We start from the raw sequence: 14,796 nt of genomic DNA on the forward strand, positions 1-14,796 counted from the left end.
CCGTTTCTCTTTTGACCGAACGCACTTTTCAGTCACATAAGCGTTTATTAACACTCGCTATCCCAATGATCATTGCCAATATCACTACGCCGTTGTTAGGGCTGGTTGATACTGCTGTGTTAGGACATCTGCCGACTGTTGAAGCATTAGCAGGGGCATCAATTGGTGCACTAGTGATCACGCAAATATATTGGGTGTGTGGATTCCTTCGTATGTCAGTGACCGGCTTAAGTGCACAAATGTTGGGGCGTTGGCACAAGGATGCAACTCAGCCCGATACGTATGCAAAGCCGTTAGCCCAAGCGGGAGCAATGGCGTTACTATTAGCGCTTGTGGCAGGTTTGCTTATTCCCTGGGTTATCGGGGTGACACAAGCCATCGCGCAAACCGATACCCTAACCAATCAGTTTATTGCGGAATACTTGTCTGTACGCGTCTTCGGCGCGCCGGCCGCCTTGTTGAATTTGGTGCTAGTGGGTTGGCTAATTGGGCAGCAGCGGACCTCAGCGGTACTGATGATCCAAGTGGCAGGTAACCTTATCAACATTGTGTTGAATCTCGTCTACGTATTTATGCTTGATTTAAACGTGATAGGGGTTGCGGCTGCGACGGTTACTTCAGAGTACGTTATGGCGTTTTGGGGCGCATATTTGGCAGTAAAACCTCTTAACGTATTCAAACCTAAATGGCATTGGTTTTCGCGCACCGAGTGTTTGCAGGTATTGTCGCTGAATACAGCTATGTTCATTCGCAACTTAATGCTGCAACTCTGCTTGGCATTTATCACTTTCCAAGGCGCTCGCTTAGGCGCTCAAACGGCGGCCGTGAATGCCATTTTAATGCAATTTTTTGTACTTATTTCGTTGGGGCTGGATGGCATAGCGTATGCCGTTGAGGCGCTTGTGGGAGAAGCGAAGGGACAGCGTCAGGTAATTGAAGTGAATCAACATACACAACGAGGGCTCTTTTGGTCGAGTCTATTTGCCGTGGCTTACAGCGGATTTTTCTGGATCGCAGGGGAGCTGATTTTGAGCTTGTTAACAAACAAATCTGAATTGGTCTTAGCAGCAAGTCCGTACTTACCACTGATTATCGTTCTACCGCTTGTCGCGCACTGGTGTTTTCTGTTTGACGGTGTATTTGTTGGATTGAGCCAAGCACAGGCCATGCGAAATACCATGATGTTTAGCGCATTGGGGGTATTCTTTCCAGCATGGTGGTTACTACAGAGCATGAACAACTGGGCATTATGGCTGGCATTTCTGCTGTTTCTCGCAGCGCGAGGGGCTAGTCTTGGTGGGGCTTATCTTTATGCTCAGCAAAAGGGTCGTTTGCTCGATTAATCTCGCGCTGTTCGATGACGCGCGCAAAGCGATTGGCAAACATTCCCCAATAGCCCCACATCGCAAACACAAATCCAATGAACAGTATGACTAGGGCTACAGCATTAAGTGTGAAGTAGTCTCCGGCAACGCTTAGCAGTAAAAGCAGTCCAAAAACAAATAACGCGAGCCCCAGCCTGAAGCGTGCCCAACTGCGAGTGGGATTTTGTCCAGCAGTATAGAGCACGCGCTTTAAGGATGGCATGATGGATACAACAGATTAGTAGTAAGAATGTTCACCTGCTTGGTGTTCGGTGGCATCTTTAACGCCTGTAAGTTCGCCCGAAAACTGCGCTAACATTTGTTTTTCGATGCCATCTTTTAGCGTGACATCAACCATTGAACATCCGTTACAACCACCTCCGAATTGAAGTACAGCGATACCCGCTTCAGTGACTTCCATCAGTGATACTTTGCCACCATGACTCGCTAGATTTGGGTTGATTTCTGTTTCAATCATATAGTTAATACGTTCAACCAGAGGCGCATCATCATCCAACTTTCGCGCTTTTGCATTTGGCGCTTTTAAGGTGAGCTGTGAACCCATTTGGTCAGTGACAAAGTCAATTTCTGCTTCTTCTAAAAAAGGTGCACTTTCTTCATCCACCACGGCATCAAAGCCATTGAAGTTTAGTCTGATATCATTGTCTTCTACAGCATCTGGCGGGCAATAGGAAACACCACACTCGGCGGTTGAAGTGCCAGGATTAACGACAAAAACCCGTATGTTAGTGCCTTCGGCCTGTTTAGAAAGCAGCTTAACGAAGTGCTCTTGGGCTTGTTCAGAAATTGTGATCATAATTACAACCTTTAAATCGCATTTCGCAATTGTATCAACAAAATTACCCTAGTAAAACACTCAAGTATTAGGGTTTTTAGCAATATTTATACTTATTTAGTGAAATACGTTATCGTGAAGAACATTGGCTCAGCGAGCGCGTGGGCATAAACAACTATTGTAAGGGGAAATATGAGCAAGCTTTTAATCAATCAGCAGTACTGCAATGCTTTTATTCGTCGTTCTTTAGGGCTATTTTCGATTGTGATGTCAATCGTTCTGGCCGGTGCAGCTTACGCAGGGAAGCCTGCGCATGACTACTTACCTAAAGGCATCAATTTCGATCCTTCTATTCCGTTACCTTCAAGCGTCTTAGGTGCTGAAGTGGGTGAGTGGCATGTACGCCATGATCAACTCGTCGCCTACATGCACGCATTGGCGAAGGCGTCAGATCGCGTGTCTATTCAGGAAACAGGGCGTACGCATGAAAATCGCCCGCTGTTGTTGCTGACCATCTCAGCTCCTGAAAACCAAGTACGTATTGGAGATATCCAAAAAACGCATGTGCAAACATTGTTAGCCGGTGAAAAACCGTCTGCTGATGCTCCATTGGTGCTGTATATGGGCTATAGCGTTCACGGCAATGAGCCATCAGGTGCGAATGCGTCTATGTTGATCGCCTATTATTTGGCTGCAGCACAAAGTGAAGAAGTACAAGCACTATTGCAGTCGAATGTTGTTCTGCTTGATCCTTCGTTGAATCCAGATGGTTTGTCTCGCTTTGCTCAGTGGGCCAATATGCACCGCGGTAAAGCGCTAAATGCTGATCGTGACCACCGTGAACACCAAGAAGGTTGGCCGTCAGGTCGCACAAATCATTATTGGTTCGATTTAAACCGTGACTGGTTGTTGCTGACGCATCCAGAATCACGCGCTCGTATAGCGCAATATCACGCATGGCGCCCGCATATTTTGACGGATTTCCATGAAATGGGCCCAGACAGCACCTATTTCTTTCAACCTGGAATTCCAAGCCGCAAAAATCCCATGACCCCACAATCAAACGTGACCTTAACGGAAGCGCTTGCCGAATTTCATGCGGCCGCGTTAGACGAGAACAAAGTGCTGTACTTCACTGAAGAGGGTTTCGATGATTTCTATTATGGCAAAGGCTCAACTTACCCAGATGCCCATGGCAGTATTGGCATTTTGTTTGAACAAGCAAGTAGTCGTGGTCATTTGCAGGAAACTATCAATGGTGAGTTAGCGTTTGAGCAGACTATTCAGAATCAGGTAACAACAACGCTATCGACCTTTGCCGGTGCGATGGCAAACAAGCAAGCGATCTTGCAATACCAGCAACAATTCCATGCTGATACGCAAGCGTTGGCAAAACAAGATAAGAAAAGCGGTTATTTAATTGAGAACAATAATGACAGTAAACGTATGCAAGTACTTACTGACTTGTTGGCGCGTCATCAAATATCATTTGCATACTTGTCTGAAAGCTATAGCATCGAAGGTGCTACCTATCCTGCAGGCAGCGTTTTTGTGCCGACTGAACAGGCACAATACAGACTGCTAACGTCTATGTTTTCGACGCAGACAAGCTTTGCAGATAACACTTTTTATGACGTGTCGAGTTGGAATCTACCCTATGCATTTGATCTGGATTTCACCGCTGTGGATTCGGGACAACGCAGGCGTTTAAAACTTACCGATAGCCCTCAAGTCGCCCCTGTTAAAGCGGTTTCACCAGACGCGTATGCCTATGCGATTGAATGGCACCATTACAATGCACCAGCGATATTGTCTTCCTTGTTACAAAACGGGGTTTCTGTCCGTGTGGCTGGAGATGGTTTTACTGCGCTAACCGATGGTGAACAGAAGGCATTTGCTGCTGGCACGATAGTGATTCCACAGGCACTCAAACAACCAGATGAACTTATTCAGTTACTTGAGCAAGTTGTTGAAACATACTCTGTACCAGTATTTGCCATTCGCTCTGGCTTAACGCCCAACGGAATCGATTTGGGATCTCGACAGCTCATACCGGTTGACACTCCGTCGATTGCTATTGTTGGTGGCAGGGGAACCTCTCAATACGAGGTAGGTGAAATTTGGCATTACATTGATACGCGTATGCAAATGCCAGCCTCGATTATTGAGCTGTGGCGTATGGGTCAGGTAGACCTAAGTCAATATAGCCATATCGTTCTGGCAAATGGCAACTACAATGATATGCCTAGCAAAGCCGTTGAGGCTATCGCGCGCTGGGTCAAATCGGGTGGCATTTTGATTGGCCAAAAAGGCGGCATGGAATTTTTGATAGAACAAAATTGGCTAAATGCAGACATGATGCCAGCCACTGAAGTCGATAAACTGTTTTCAACTAAGAATCTGCGCTATGGCGACCGTGATGCATTGAGTGCCAAGAAGCTAATTGCAGGGACGGTGTTTCTTACTGATGCAGATTTAACGCATCCTCTGGCATTCGGCCTTGATGACGCGATGTTGCCGATGTTCAAAACGAATAACGCAGTAATAAAGGCGGCGAATGCGCCGTTTACCGTACCATTTAGTTATACAGAGCAACCGTTGGCATCTGGATATGCAGATACCAAACTTGCAGAGCTAATTGCACAAACACCAGCGGCTGTGGCGCACAGAGTAGGGCAAGGGCGTGTGATTGGTTTTGCTGACAATCTTAATTTCCGTGGTTATTGGTATGGCACCAGTAAAGTGTTCGCGAACGCAATTTACATGGCTGAGTTAATCAACGCGCGGTAATGTCAACGCGATTGACCAAGCCTCAATGACAACATTGGGGTTGTTCAATCGCACTGCATTGATCATCGCTTGCATGGTACTGCCGGTTGTTATGACATCGTCCAATATCGCGATATGTGAAATATGCTGAGGCAATGGAGAACAATGGAAACCAGTATTGAGGTTGTTCATTCGTTGCTGACGATTCAGTGAGCTTTGTGGCGCAGAGTTGTGGAGCTTACTTAAATGCTTATCTAATACTGGAATGGATAGCCGGTTAGATAAACTGACAGCAAGCTCTCTTGTTTGATTGAATTGCCTATCAAGATAGCGCGCATAGTGCAGGGGAGCAGGGATCAATGCCTGCGGTAGGTCATTTTCGCGGCCTCGTAAACTACGTTTGAATACCCTGGCGAGTGGCTCAACGAACTGGAGTTGGCGCTTAAATTTTAGTTTTGCTATCCAAATGTTCAAGGGATACTCATAAGGCCCAGCCACCTGAAGCCTTGCCAGATCAAAGGGTTTCAAGGCTTGCATTACTCGAGGCCAGCGGCGCAGATCATAGTGAAACTGTTCCGGTGTAAAAAGGTCGAGGTTGGCTAAACATTGGTCACACGGCTGTTTTATCGTCATATGCTTGCACGCGATACACGGCGGCGAGAAAACATGTGATAATCCCCAGCGAATTGAATCCACCCAATGTTTTCGCATAATCGTTTGAGGTCTCCGTGAAGTATTCCACGCAAACAGTTTCACATGTTGAGTCGCCGTTAATCAGCTGTACTCATAGGCTAGACAGCGATAATGCTTTACCGACTCTAGTACTGCTACATGGGTGGGGGCTTAATAGCGGTGTATGGCAGGAAGCTATATGTGATTTGGTGACAGATTTTGATGTCGTGACGGTCGATCTACCTGGTTTTGGCATAAACGCAGAGACTCTGCCTGAAGACTACTCGTTAGAGAATATAGCCAATATGCTTGCCCCTTGTGTGCCGCAAGACAGTATTTTACTCGGGTGGTCGATGGGGGGGCTCATCGCACAGCACATTGCCATCGAGAATAAGGTAAAACTGAAAGGGCTTATTTCGCTGGCTTCTACGCCCTGTTTTGCCGAAAGGGATGATTGGCACGGTATCAAGCGTCCTGTTTTAGCCGCGTTTGAAAAGCAATTAGAGTTTGATTTTGGCAAGACACTGGCGCGTTTCTTGGCTATCCAAGCGTTGGGCAGCCCTAGCGCTAAAAGTGACATCAAAGCGATACAACACAGCATTAATGAGTACCCTCAGCCATCGCATGTTGCTCTGATGGACGGGCTCAATCTTCTGTCTACAGTGGACCTGCGCGACCGCATTAGCCAAATCGGCTGTCCAACCCTGCGCTTGTATGGTCGACTAGACTCTTTGGTACCTATTGATGGGGTTGAGCGGATCCAAGCGTTACAACCTCATAGCATCAGTCAAATTTTTCCGCACGCTGCCCACGCACCATTCATATCTCACCGATCTATGTGGGTAACGGCGCTCAAAGATTTTTGCCAAACATTATAGCCAGCAGTTATATCAACACACGCCTTGATAGCTAAATAGACTCGCCAAAGGGTTCAAAAATTGAACAATTTGAGTGATAATGAAATAGAGGTAGTGTGAGGGTAATTGTATGCCAATCGATACAGGCTATAATTTAAATTCGGCCATTTTGTCTGGCCAGTTCGGTATTCAACGCGGGTTTGAAGGTGTCACTCAAGCGTCATTGAATATTGCACAAAGAACAGCTCAACAGGATGTGGCCGACAATGGGCCAGCAGGTGTATTGGTAAATGCTGCTGAGCAGCAATTGACTAATCTGCGTAATTCATTGCCACAAACCGGCGGCAATGATTTAACCAGTGATCTTCTGTCATTGCAGATAAACGCGCGCAATGCTCAAGCGTCAGCCTCGGTCGTTGATCGTGCTGATGAAACCTTGGGTCGGATCATCGATATTTTCGCCTGAGTCGTTTATAGATGAACATAGTCACGCCAATCCCTACAGGTATTGTATTTACCAATACCAACTTAAGTACCGAGTCCGCTCGGCGGGAAAACCTTGCGCGTGAAACCATCCCACAAACCAGTGCAAACGAAAACTCCGAAGCCAAATCTGGTTTAGGTTCAGAATCTGATCGGTTAAAAAATCCAGGACAAACCCCAGCGCCTGTTGTATACGAACGCCCGCAACCGAATCCAAATGCAAGCTCTCAAGCGCCAACGGGTGAAGGGGCATTTGATAATGCGAATGATCAAAGTGCCGGCAAGGAAAACGCCGAAGATCGTCAACGTGAAGAGCAAGAGCTACAAGAACAACGAGAAGTTCAGCAGCTGAAACAGCGTGATCGAGAAGTGCGTTCGCATGAACAAGCACATTCAAGCGTTGGCGGACAGTATGCGGGCTCGCCAAGCTACGAGTACGAAACCGGTCCAGATGGTAAGCGCTATGCTGTGGGTGGCGAGGTCTCGATTGATGTTGGTGAAGAAAGCTCTCCAGAGGCCACGCTTAGAAAAATGCAGCAAGTTAAAGCCGCAGCTTTAGCGCCAGCAGAGCCTTCTCCTCAAGATCTTAGGGTTGCTAACGAAGCAACACAAAAAGCTTTTGAAGCGCGCAATGACATTAATCAGCAACGCGCTAGTGAGGCGCAACAAGCGGTTTCATCGCAACAAAGCCCTGAAGGCAATGCTTCAAACGTGCCTGAGCTTGCTGATATTGTTGACGGCATTGATGTATCTATCCCACAACGAACGCTTGATAATCAAGGGTTAGGCGTGAGTGCTGCGGTCGATAGAGAATCGCTGACTAGCCAACAACGCGAGTCGTTGCAGCAAGATGAAAGAACATTGAAGCGTGTGAGTGTTATTCAGTCCCGGTATTTGTCTATCGTGACGCCGGCGGAAGGTGGCTTTTCCGCCATTGCTTAGGTTTGCGCTTGCATCCTGTCAGTAGCAGCACGTAAACTTCCTTTTCAACATCAAATACCGTTTGGAAATCCTGCATGGAAGTGCACAGTCACTTTTATCATCTCGATATATTGATCACTGCTGTCGCCTTGTTTTTTGTGACAAAGCTGTCTTTCGTTTCTGTTTCGATCAAGCCGCTATTAGGTATTGTCATTATCATTACGGCGTTGACCATTATTCCTGTTTTCGGTTTTTGGATCGCTATAGCGACATTTTGTTTTATGATGACGCGCGCCACGAACGCTGAGCTTATGGATTGCATTTGGTTTATTTTATTTGCCAAACTTATTTCGTTTGGCGCAGGGTTTATCTTTGGATTGATATCGGTGGGATAGCAAGGCATGCACAATATACAAAATAGCCGGGTAAGTTTAGGTCTGATTAATCCGAAATCCGCTACTAATGTGGGGGTGATTTTGCGTGCATGCGGATGCTATGGCGCAACCTCAGTGTTTTACACTGGAGAGCGTTTTCGTCACGCCAAAGCGTTTCATACGGATACTAAAAACACTCATCAGCACGTTCCTACGATTGGCGTCGACGACATTATGGCGATGAAGCCTAATGGGGCCAAATCAGTGGTTATTGAGCTGGTGGAAGGGGCAGCGCCGCTACCGGCTTTTACGCATCCAGATAATGCTTACTATGTTTTTGGTCCAGAAGATGGCTCGGTAACACAAGAAGTGATCGATCAGGCAGACTACGTAGTGTACATTCCAACACGTTCGAGTATGAATCTTGCTGCTACTGCGAATGTGGTATTGTATGACCGCATGGCAAAACGTGACTACGATGCGGGTGATGCTTTTATTCGCGCCGCGCGTGACACCAACAATAATAGCCGGGTACGACAGTTCGATGTCGATTAGTCCGGCTTGAATACGCCGATAACATCTCCGTTACCTTTGGCAGCTTGTTTCACCTCACTCCCGGTTTGCGATTGTTGAAAGCCGCATGCTACGCATTCCATTTTTTCGACATTGTTTTCGAAATAGAGCATCAAAGTATCAATTGCCTCGCATTTAGGACATTTCGCTCCAGCAATGAATCGTTTTCGTTTTCTTTGTGACATAGTTAACCAACCAGTATTAAAGGCACGCCATTGTACTCATACTGCACAACATTAAATAGCGATCGATTTAACTATTATACGGGGATTTTTGGTATCATCCGCGGCGATTTTTAAATAAGCAGTCACTGATGATAAAGCTAACCGAAATAACCCTAATGCGAGGCAGTAAGATACTGCTGGACGACGCGTCAATCGAGATCCCAGTCGGCCAAAAAGTGGCTGTTATTGGTGCTAATGGTTGTGGTAAATCCAGTTTATTTGCTGCTTTGCGGGGTGACATAACGCCAGAAGCGGGTGAACTATACGTACAAAAGAATTGGCGTGTTGTGTCAGTGGCACAGGAAGTCACGGCAACCGACCGCGCCGCACTCGACTATGTAATTGATGGTGATAAAAATTTGCGCCAGTTACAGCAAGAGTTGCGTCATGTGGAATCTTTGGATCAACACGCGCATGGCGAGAAAGTCGCCGAATTGCATGCAGCATTAGAACATGCGGGTGCGTACAGTATAGAAGCGCGGGCGTCGACCATATTGGCAGGACTGGGGTTCAGTCAGAACCAATTAAGTTCGCCAGTTAGTGCTTTTTCGGGTGGTTGGCAAATGCGTTTAAACTTGGCGCAAGCGCTACTCTGTCCGTCAGATCTGTTGCTATTAGACGAACCCACCAACCATTTAGATCTGGATGCTGTAATTTGGCTCGAGAAATGGATCCAAAGCTATCAAGGAACGCTGCTTCTGATTTCGCATGACAAAGCCTTTATTGATAGCTGTGCAGACCGCATTTTAAGCGTCGAACAGCAAAAGCTTGTGGCCTATACCGGCAACTACAGCGCCTATGAAAAACAGAAGGCTGAACGAGCGCGGTTGCACTCACTAGAATATTCCAAGCAGCAAGATAAAATCGCGCATCTCCAGTCATTTATCACGCGATTTAAGGCGAAGGCTTCAAAGGCCAAGCAAGCACAAAGCAGAATTAAGCAACTCGAGAAAATGGAGCTTTTGCTACCAGCCCATTCGCACTCACCGTTTTCCTTTGCATTTGGCACACCCGATAAGCTACCTAATCCGCTGATCAGTATGGAGAAGGTCAAAGTTGGTTACGATACTAAAGTGGTGTTGAGTGAGGTAAAGCTCAATTTAGTACCCGGCAGTCGAATCGGATTACTTGGGCGCAACGGGGCGGGTAAGTCGACCTTAATCAAATTGCTTGCCCAAGAGCTGACGGCAATGAGCGGTCACTATGACATTTCGGCGGGCTTACATGTGGGTTATTTTGCCCAGCATCAGCTAGAGTACCTCGACCTTGAAGCATCGGCGTTAACCCATATTCAACGACTTGATCCTAAAGCGACTGAGCAATCTATTAGAGATTATCTCGGAGGATTCAATTTTCATGGCGATTCAGCATTAGCGCCGGTGGCACCTTTCTCGGGCGGTGAAAAGGCTCGCCTAGTATTGGCGATGATTGTATATCAGAAGCCAAACCTACTATTGCTCGATGAACCGACAAACCACTTAGATTTGGACATGCGTGAAGCGCTGAACATGGCATTGCAAGGGTATGAAGGTGCGATGATTTTGGTTTCGCATGATCGCTTCTTACTGGAAAGTGTGTGTGAAGAGTATTATTTAGTCGACAACGGACAGGTTGCCTTATTTGATGGCGATCTTGAGGACTATCGTAGGTGGTTGGCCGATTCAGATAAACAAAAAAACACAACAACGCCTGAGCAAAGCAATGGCAAAGTCGTTAAGTCAGTGGATAAAAAAGAACAGAAGCGCCTGGAAGCTGAATTTAGACAACGCACCGCGCCATTGCGCAAACGAATCCAGTCAGCCGAGCGTGAGATAGCGTCATTACAGCAGAAGCTGGATGAGTTGCAACACAGTTTATCCGACCCTGAGATGTATGAAGAATCTAAGAAAGACAAGTTAAAGCAAGTACTATCGCAAGAAAGCGAGTGTAAAGCTGCACTTGCCGACGCAGAAGAAACGTGGATGATGGATTTGGATGAATTAGAGCAACTCGAGCTGGCATTCAAACAAGAGGCGTAAATGACGCGCGACGTAATTTCAACACAAGAGGCGTGGAATTTTGCACTGGCACTCTATGCCGAAGGAAGCGTCGCAACGCATTTGTTGTCGCTTCAAGATGCCTATGATTGTAATGTCAATGTGCTGTTATTACTGCAGTACTTAGCGCATAAAAAGCTTAATATTGATGCCCAGTGTTTAAACCAATTAAGCCTTGCAATAGCCGATTCTCAAGAAGAGTTGAAAGCACATCGAGTTATGCGACGAGAAGCAAAGGCAGATTCGCCAAGGGTATATCAGCAGCTAAAAGATCAAGAAATTGAATTGGAGCGTATTCAGCATTCGTTGCTGTTAGACCGTATTAATAAGTGGACAACAGAACGCCTGCTCAATGGGGTTACTAGCGAGACGCATAGTGGCAACGAGACCAATATGCTCGAAATATATTTAACAGGTTATTCAGTGCCGAAAAAAGTGATTGAGCAAACTATCACAACACTTCAACAGGCGTACATTTCAATGAGAGGTTCGATTGAGTAAAGCAGAGTCTGAACGCAAAGCACATGGACGCATTATTAAGAGCGACTTTAAACCTGCTTCATGGGCCAAGAACCGCCATATACAGACAATTTGGCCGCGCTTTCTTCAAAAGCGTAAGAAAATTGCTATCCGAAATGAGCGCGTAAAAACGCCGGATAATGACTTTATCGATTTGGCATGGTCGCCCAAACCTGACGTATGCAAGGGGCTAGTGGTTATCTTTCACGGTTTGGAAGGCAGCATTCGGTCGCATTATGCGAATGATGTGGTTGCGGCATTATTTAAGCAAAATTGGCAAAGCGTTTTGATGCATTTTCGCGGTTGCAGCGGTGAAGCGAATCATACAACACGTACCTATCATTCGGGCGATACTCGCGATGCGTCTTTCATTCTTGACCGGCTTCGCCAACAATTCCCTGATCAGTTTTTTGCCGGTGTGGGCTTTTCGCTAGGCGGTAATATGTTGCTCAAGCTGTTGGGTGAAAATCCATTGCAACGTTGGTTACAAACCGCAGCTGCTATATCGGCACCGCTAAAACTAGCGGAGTGTGCACAAAGCATCAATCAAGGGTTTTCGCGTGTATATCAACGTTACTTGTTGAACAGCATGAAGCGCACCTTAACAACAAAAATGCAACGTCTAGATTACAGCAATGATCTGCTACTCAGCGAAGCGCAGATTAAAGCGATTGATTCATTTAGAGACTTTGATGAGAAAGTCACGGCACCGATACATGGCTTCGAAGATGCTGTGGACTATTACGAGAAGTGTAGCGGTTATAATTTCTTGCAAGCTATACACACGCCAACCTTAATTATGCACGCTAAGGATGATCCGTTTATGAATGAAAATGTCATCCCTGAAGAGCATGAACTGGCGCGTTCGGTGACGCTGGAGTTAAGTGAACGAGGTGGCCATGTGGGGTTTATGCAGGGCCCTCCTTGGGCGCCGAGTATTTGGTTTCATCAACGTTTAGCCACTTTTCTGGATGAGCAATTAGGTCGTTGGCAGGCACAACAGCCGTGATTATTCCCATTGATGAGCTCGAACCCGATACCTTGCGCAATATCGTTGAGAGTGTTGTGTTGCGTGAAGGCACCGACTACGGCGAAGAAGAAGTCGATTTCAATACCAAGGTAGAGCAGGTGCTTGAACAACTGAAAGTTGGTGATGCTATGCTGCAATACTCTGAATTGCATGAGAGCGTCGATATTATTAAGAAAGGCTGACTTTCGTTCACGACTTTGCTACTTTCAATGCTAGGTGACATTGTTTTTCGTCAATACCTGTCAGCAGTTTCGCGGCTTGATATAGGGTATCTTGTAGGAGCAGTGGTTTGGCATTTAAGAGCACATTGCAACGATTTTATCGGTCGATAACCTTTATCGCTCTGGCGCTTTGGGTAGCTCCTGTGCATGCCATAGTGCCTTCAGAAGCATTGCTTGCCTCTTATGAAAGCCAAATTTATACCAATCCTCAAAAAGCTTACCAAACTCTCAACGAAGCATTGACGTCGCAAAATATGACGCAAAGTCAGCGTGTTTGGTTGCTATTGCGTAAGGCACAAAGCGAAGATGTATTGACGCTATATGATGATGTCGCAAGCACTCTCAGTGCGCTTTCTCCTTTGCTAAATATAATGTCACCCGAGCAAAAGGCGTGGTTTGACTATCTCACCGGCGTTCATGCGCACAAGAGTGGCGAAATTCAACGCGGAGTTGAAATATTACAGGGAACAGTAGACTCATTGGCTTCATCGCCAGACAGCACGATTTACGCGTTAGCCGTTAGAGAGCTCGGCTATGCATTGTCATTGTCGGGCGACTACTTTAAAGCAAATTCCGTCCTACACGGGGCCTATCAAGAATTAATTTCTTTTCAGAATCCCTTCTACAATGGCTTGCTCGAAGAAAGCCTGGGCGATACCTATAACTATTCAGGGGATTTCGAAAATGCCGTCAACTATTACCAGGGTGCTTTGGGCTATTTTGAATCGTTGGACTATAAACCATTTATTGCCAGCACGTTGCTCGGTTTAGCCATCGTTCACAGGCGTTTGCAGCACTGGGATGAGGCACTGTCGACGTTTGACCGTTATGAGCAAGTTCTAGCGTTTACGGGGGAGTACAGCGAGCATTACTATCTTCACTATGGCAGAGCAATGACGCTGGCCGAAATGGGGGCCTGTGAACAAGCGATGGTTGCTATTGATGATGCATTGGCACTCTCTGGGATCATTGACTACGACGCTGAACTGTATAAAAAGCGGGCTCTGTGCAACCTACAAAGTAATAATATTGACGAAGCTAAGCAGGATTTGAGCGCCGCAAGATCTATGCTTGATAGCTTGCCGGGGCTCAAAGGTACTCAGTGGTATTTGGAGCTTGAGTACATCCAAAGTTTGATCGCCTCAAAGCAAGGTGATTTCGTCAATGCTTTTGAACTGCTCAATGGCTATTACAGGGAAAGTATTGCGCTGCAAGATAAGAACCGTTCAGATTTGATCACGCAATTGCGCGTGTCGCTGGAAGCTGAGCGCAAAGACAAAGAAATAGAGTTTCTTAAACAACGTGATCAGCTACGCGATGTTGAAGCAGCCCAGCAATCATTGCGTGTGCAGCAGCAACGTTTGCTTATCGTCAGTATTGTGGTGGTATCTATATTGCTGCTCGTCTTTGCATTAATGCAACTGCGCAATTCAAAGAAGCTATTGGCGTTGTCGATTCGCGACGATCTAACGGGTTTGCACAATAGACGCTATTTATTCGACTACTTTGAGAATTGGACAAACAGTAGCCACGCCAATGACAGCGAGTTGGCGGTCCTTTATTTTGATATCGATGATTTTAAGCATATTAATGATACTTGGGGTCATAAAGCGGGCGACAAAGTCATCATTAATATCGCACGAATAGCGGAATCTGTTTTGCGTGCAGATGATATTTTATGCCGCCTAGGTGGTGATGAATTTTTAATTGTATTGCCGCGCGCTTCGTTAATCGATACAAAAGATGTGGCGGGTCGTTTAATGGAAGAAATTGGTCATCATTCGTTAACCATTCGACAAGGTGTGGAAGTAAGCCTGACTATCAGTATTGGTATTGCTCATTTTGCTGCTGATGGAACGCAACCTTTGGACATTGAGAAAATGTTGGACTCAGCAGATAAAGGGTTATACCAGTCCAAGCGCGAAGGTAAAAATCGCTATACCATCACATAATGTGC

16 protein-coding genes are annotated in these 14,796 nt (G+C 46.2%); 12 read left to right on the top strand and 4 right to left on the bottom strand.

The features are described 5' to 3' along the window. Window positions 1-65: 65 nt before the first annotated feature. Window positions 66-1,343, top strand: coding sequence for an MATE family efflux transporter (locus CSH93_RS06500; RefSeq protein WP_100642795.1), 1,278 nt, complete (start codon window positions 66-68; stop codon window positions 1,341-1,343). Here the strand turns inward: CSH93_RS06500 and CSH93_RS17825 are convergent. Next, entirely contained in the window at window positions 1,288-1,587 is a 300-nt protein-coding gene (locus CSH93_RS17825) for a hypothetical protein (protein WP_124748947.1), read from the bottom strand. The two genes, CSH93_RS06500 and CSH93_RS17825, sit on opposite strands and share 56 nt — an antisense overlap. 15 nt (window positions 1,588-1,602) lie before the next feature. Further along, a complete protein-coding gene (gene nfuA, locus CSH93_RS06505; protein WP_100642436.1) occupies window positions 1,603-2,181 on the bottom strand; it encodes a Fe-S biogenesis protein NfuA in 579 nt (192 codons plus the stop codon). 171 nt (window positions 2,182-2,352) lie between these two features. Here nfuA and CSH93_RS06510 point away from each other — a divergent pair, with 171 nt between their 5' ends. Then, window positions 2,353-4,950, top strand: coding sequence for a M14 metallopeptidase family protein (locus CSH93_RS06510; protein WP_100642437.1), 2,598 nt, complete (start codon window positions 2,353-2,355; stop codon window positions 4,948-4,950). On the opposite strand, the gene CSH93_RS06515 is transcribed toward CSH93_RS06510, so the two are convergent. After that, complete coding sequence (locus CSH93_RS06515) at window positions 4,933-5,640, bottom strand: ComF family protein (RefSeq protein WP_100642438.1); 708 nt, start codon at window positions 5,638-5,640, stop codon at window positions 4,933-4,935. The genes CSH93_RS06510 and CSH93_RS06515 overlap by 18 nt on opposite strands. Window positions 5,641-5,657: 17 nt before the next feature. Between CSH93_RS06515 and bioH the strand changes: the two genes are divergently transcribed. The 5 genes from bioH to CSH93_RS06540 all read left to right on the top strand — a co-directional run bounded on the left by bioH (window position 5,658) and on the right by CSH93_RS06540 (window position 8,791). Then, window positions 5,658-6,479, top strand: coding sequence for a pimeloyl-ACP methyl ester esterase BioH (bioH, locus tag CSH93_RS06520; RefSeq protein ID WP_240615515.1), 822 nt, complete (start codon window positions 5,658-5,660; stop codon window positions 6,477-6,479). A gap of 109 nt (window positions 6,480-6,588) precedes the next feature. Beyond that, entirely contained in the window at window positions 6,589-6,924 is a 336-nt protein-coding gene (locus CSH93_RS06525; RefSeq protein WP_100642439.1) for a hypothetical protein, read from the top strand. Between the two features lie 11 nt (window positions 6,925-6,935). Then, complete coding sequence (locus CSH93_RS06530; RefSeq protein ID WP_100642440.1) at window positions 6,936-7,883, top strand: putative metalloprotease CJM1_0395 family protein; 948 nt, start codon at window positions 6,936-6,938, stop codon at window positions 7,881-7,883. A 74-nt stretch (window positions 7,884-7,957) separates the two neighbouring features. Continuing rightward, the gene (locus CSH93_RS06535) at window positions 7,958-8,257 is read left to right on the top strand and encodes a hypothetical protein (protein WP_100642441.1); all 300 of its coding nucleotides are present in this window, start codon (window positions 7,958-7,960) and stop codon (window positions 8,255-8,257) included. Window positions 8,258-8,263: 6 nt separating this feature from the next. Beyond that, on the top strand, window positions 8,264-8,791 hold the full coding sequence (locus CSH93_RS06540; protein WP_164078310.1) for an RNA methyltransferase: 528 nt from the start codon (window positions 8,264-8,266) through the stop codon (window positions 8,789-8,791). Here CSH93_RS06540 and CSH93_RS06545 read toward each other — a convergent pair. Further along, window positions 8,788-8,994, bottom strand: coding sequence for a YheV family putative zinc ribbon protein (locus CSH93_RS06545; protein ID WP_100642442.1), 207 nt, complete (start codon window positions 8,992-8,994; stop codon window positions 8,788-8,790). The genes CSH93_RS06540 and CSH93_RS06545 overlap by 4 nt on opposite strands. Before the next feature lie 128 nt (window positions 8,995-9,122). On the opposite strand from CSH93_RS06545, the gene CSH93_RS06550 reads away from it, so the two are divergent. The 5 genes from CSH93_RS06550 (at window position 9,123) to CSH93_RS06570 (ending at window position 14,791) form a co-directional block, all read left to right on the top strand. Further along, a complete protein-coding gene (locus CSH93_RS06550; RefSeq protein ID WP_100642443.1) occupies window positions 9,123-11,051 on the top strand; it encodes an ATP-binding cassette domain-containing protein in 1,929 nt (642 codons plus the stop codon). Further along, entirely contained in the window at window positions 11,052-11,570 is a 519-nt protein-coding gene (locus CSH93_RS06555; RefSeq protein WP_100642444.1) for a TIGR02444 family protein, read from the top strand. It begins immediately after the preceding gene. Then, window positions 11,563-12,597, top strand: a complete 1,035-nt coding sequence (locus CSH93_RS06560; protein WP_100642445.1) for a hydrolase — start codon at window positions 11,563-11,565, stop codon at window positions 12,595-12,597. Before CSH93_RS06555 ends, CSH93_RS06560 begins: the two co-directional genes overlap by 8 nt. Then, on the top strand, window positions 12,594-12,800 hold the full coding sequence (locus CSH93_RS06565; protein WP_100642446.1) for a YheU family protein: 207 nt from the start codon (window positions 12,594-12,596) through the stop codon (window positions 12,798-12,800). Before CSH93_RS06560 ends, CSH93_RS06565 begins: the two co-directional genes overlap by 4 nt. Before the next feature lie 107 nt (window positions 12,801-12,907). After that, window positions 12,908-14,791, top strand: coding sequence for a tetratricopeptide repeat-containing diguanylate cyclase (locus CSH93_RS06570; protein WP_100642447.1), 1,884 nt, complete (start codon window positions 12,908-12,910; stop codon window positions 14,789-14,791). Window positions 14,792-14,796 lie beyond the last annotated feature (5 nt).

The sequence above is a fragment of the Neoalteromonas facilis genome (assembly GCF_002807665.1).
In the GTDB taxonomy this organism is placed as follows: Bacteria; Pseudomonadota; Gammaproteobacteria; order Enterobacterales; family Alteromonadaceae; genus Alteromonas_E; species Alteromonas_E facilis.

Excerpts from the sequence above, each read along its gene's own strand:
- CSH93_RS06535 (WP_100642441.1), top strand. The coding sequence starts at position 7,958 with ATGGAAGTGCACAGTCACTTTTATCATCTCGATATATTGATCACTGCT.
- CSH93_RS06525 (WP_100642439.1), top strand. The coding sequence starts at position 6,589 with ATGCCAATCGATACAGGCTATAATTTAAATTCGGCCATTTTGTCTGGC.
- CSH93_RS06555 (WP_100642444.1), top strand. The coding sequence starts at position 11,052 with ATGACGCGCGACGTAATTTCAACACAAGAGGCGTGGAATTTTGCACTG.
- CSH93_RS06550 (WP_100642443.1), top strand. The coding sequence starts at position 9,123 with ATGATAAAGCTAACCGAAATAACCCTAATGCGAGGCAGTAAGATACTG.
- CSH93_RS06540 (WP_164078310.1), top strand. The coding sequence starts at position 8,264 with ATGCACAATATACAAAATAGCCGGGTAAGTTTAGGTCTGATTAATCCG.
- nfuA (WP_100642436.1), bottom strand. The coding sequence starts at position 2,181 with ATGATCACAATTTCTGAACAAGCCCAAGAGCACTTCGTTAAGCTGCTT.
- CSH93_RS06500 (WP_100642795.1), top strand. The coding sequence starts at position 66 with ATGATCATTGCCAATATCACTACGCCGTTGTTAGGGCTGGTTGATACT.
- CSH93_RS06510 (WP_100642437.1), top strand. The coding sequence starts at position 2,353 with ATGAGCAAGCTTTTAATCAATCAGCAGTACTGCAATGCTTTTATTCGT.
- CSH93_RS06515 (WP_100642438.1), bottom strand. The coding sequence starts at position 5,640 with ATGCGAAAACATTGGGTGGATTCAATTCGCTGGGGATTATCACATGTT.
- CSH93_RS06530 (WP_100642440.1), top strand. The coding sequence starts at position 6,936 with ATGAACATAGTCACGCCAATCCCTACAGGTATTGTATTTACCAATACC.
- CSH93_RS06545 (WP_100642442.1), bottom strand. The coding sequence starts at position 8,994 with ATGTCACAAAGAAAACGAAAACGATTCATTGCTGGAGCGAAATGTCCT.
- CSH93_RS17825 (WP_124748947.1), bottom strand. The coding sequence starts at position 1,587 with ATGCCATCCTTAAAGCGCGTGCTCTATACTGCTGGACAAAATCCCACT.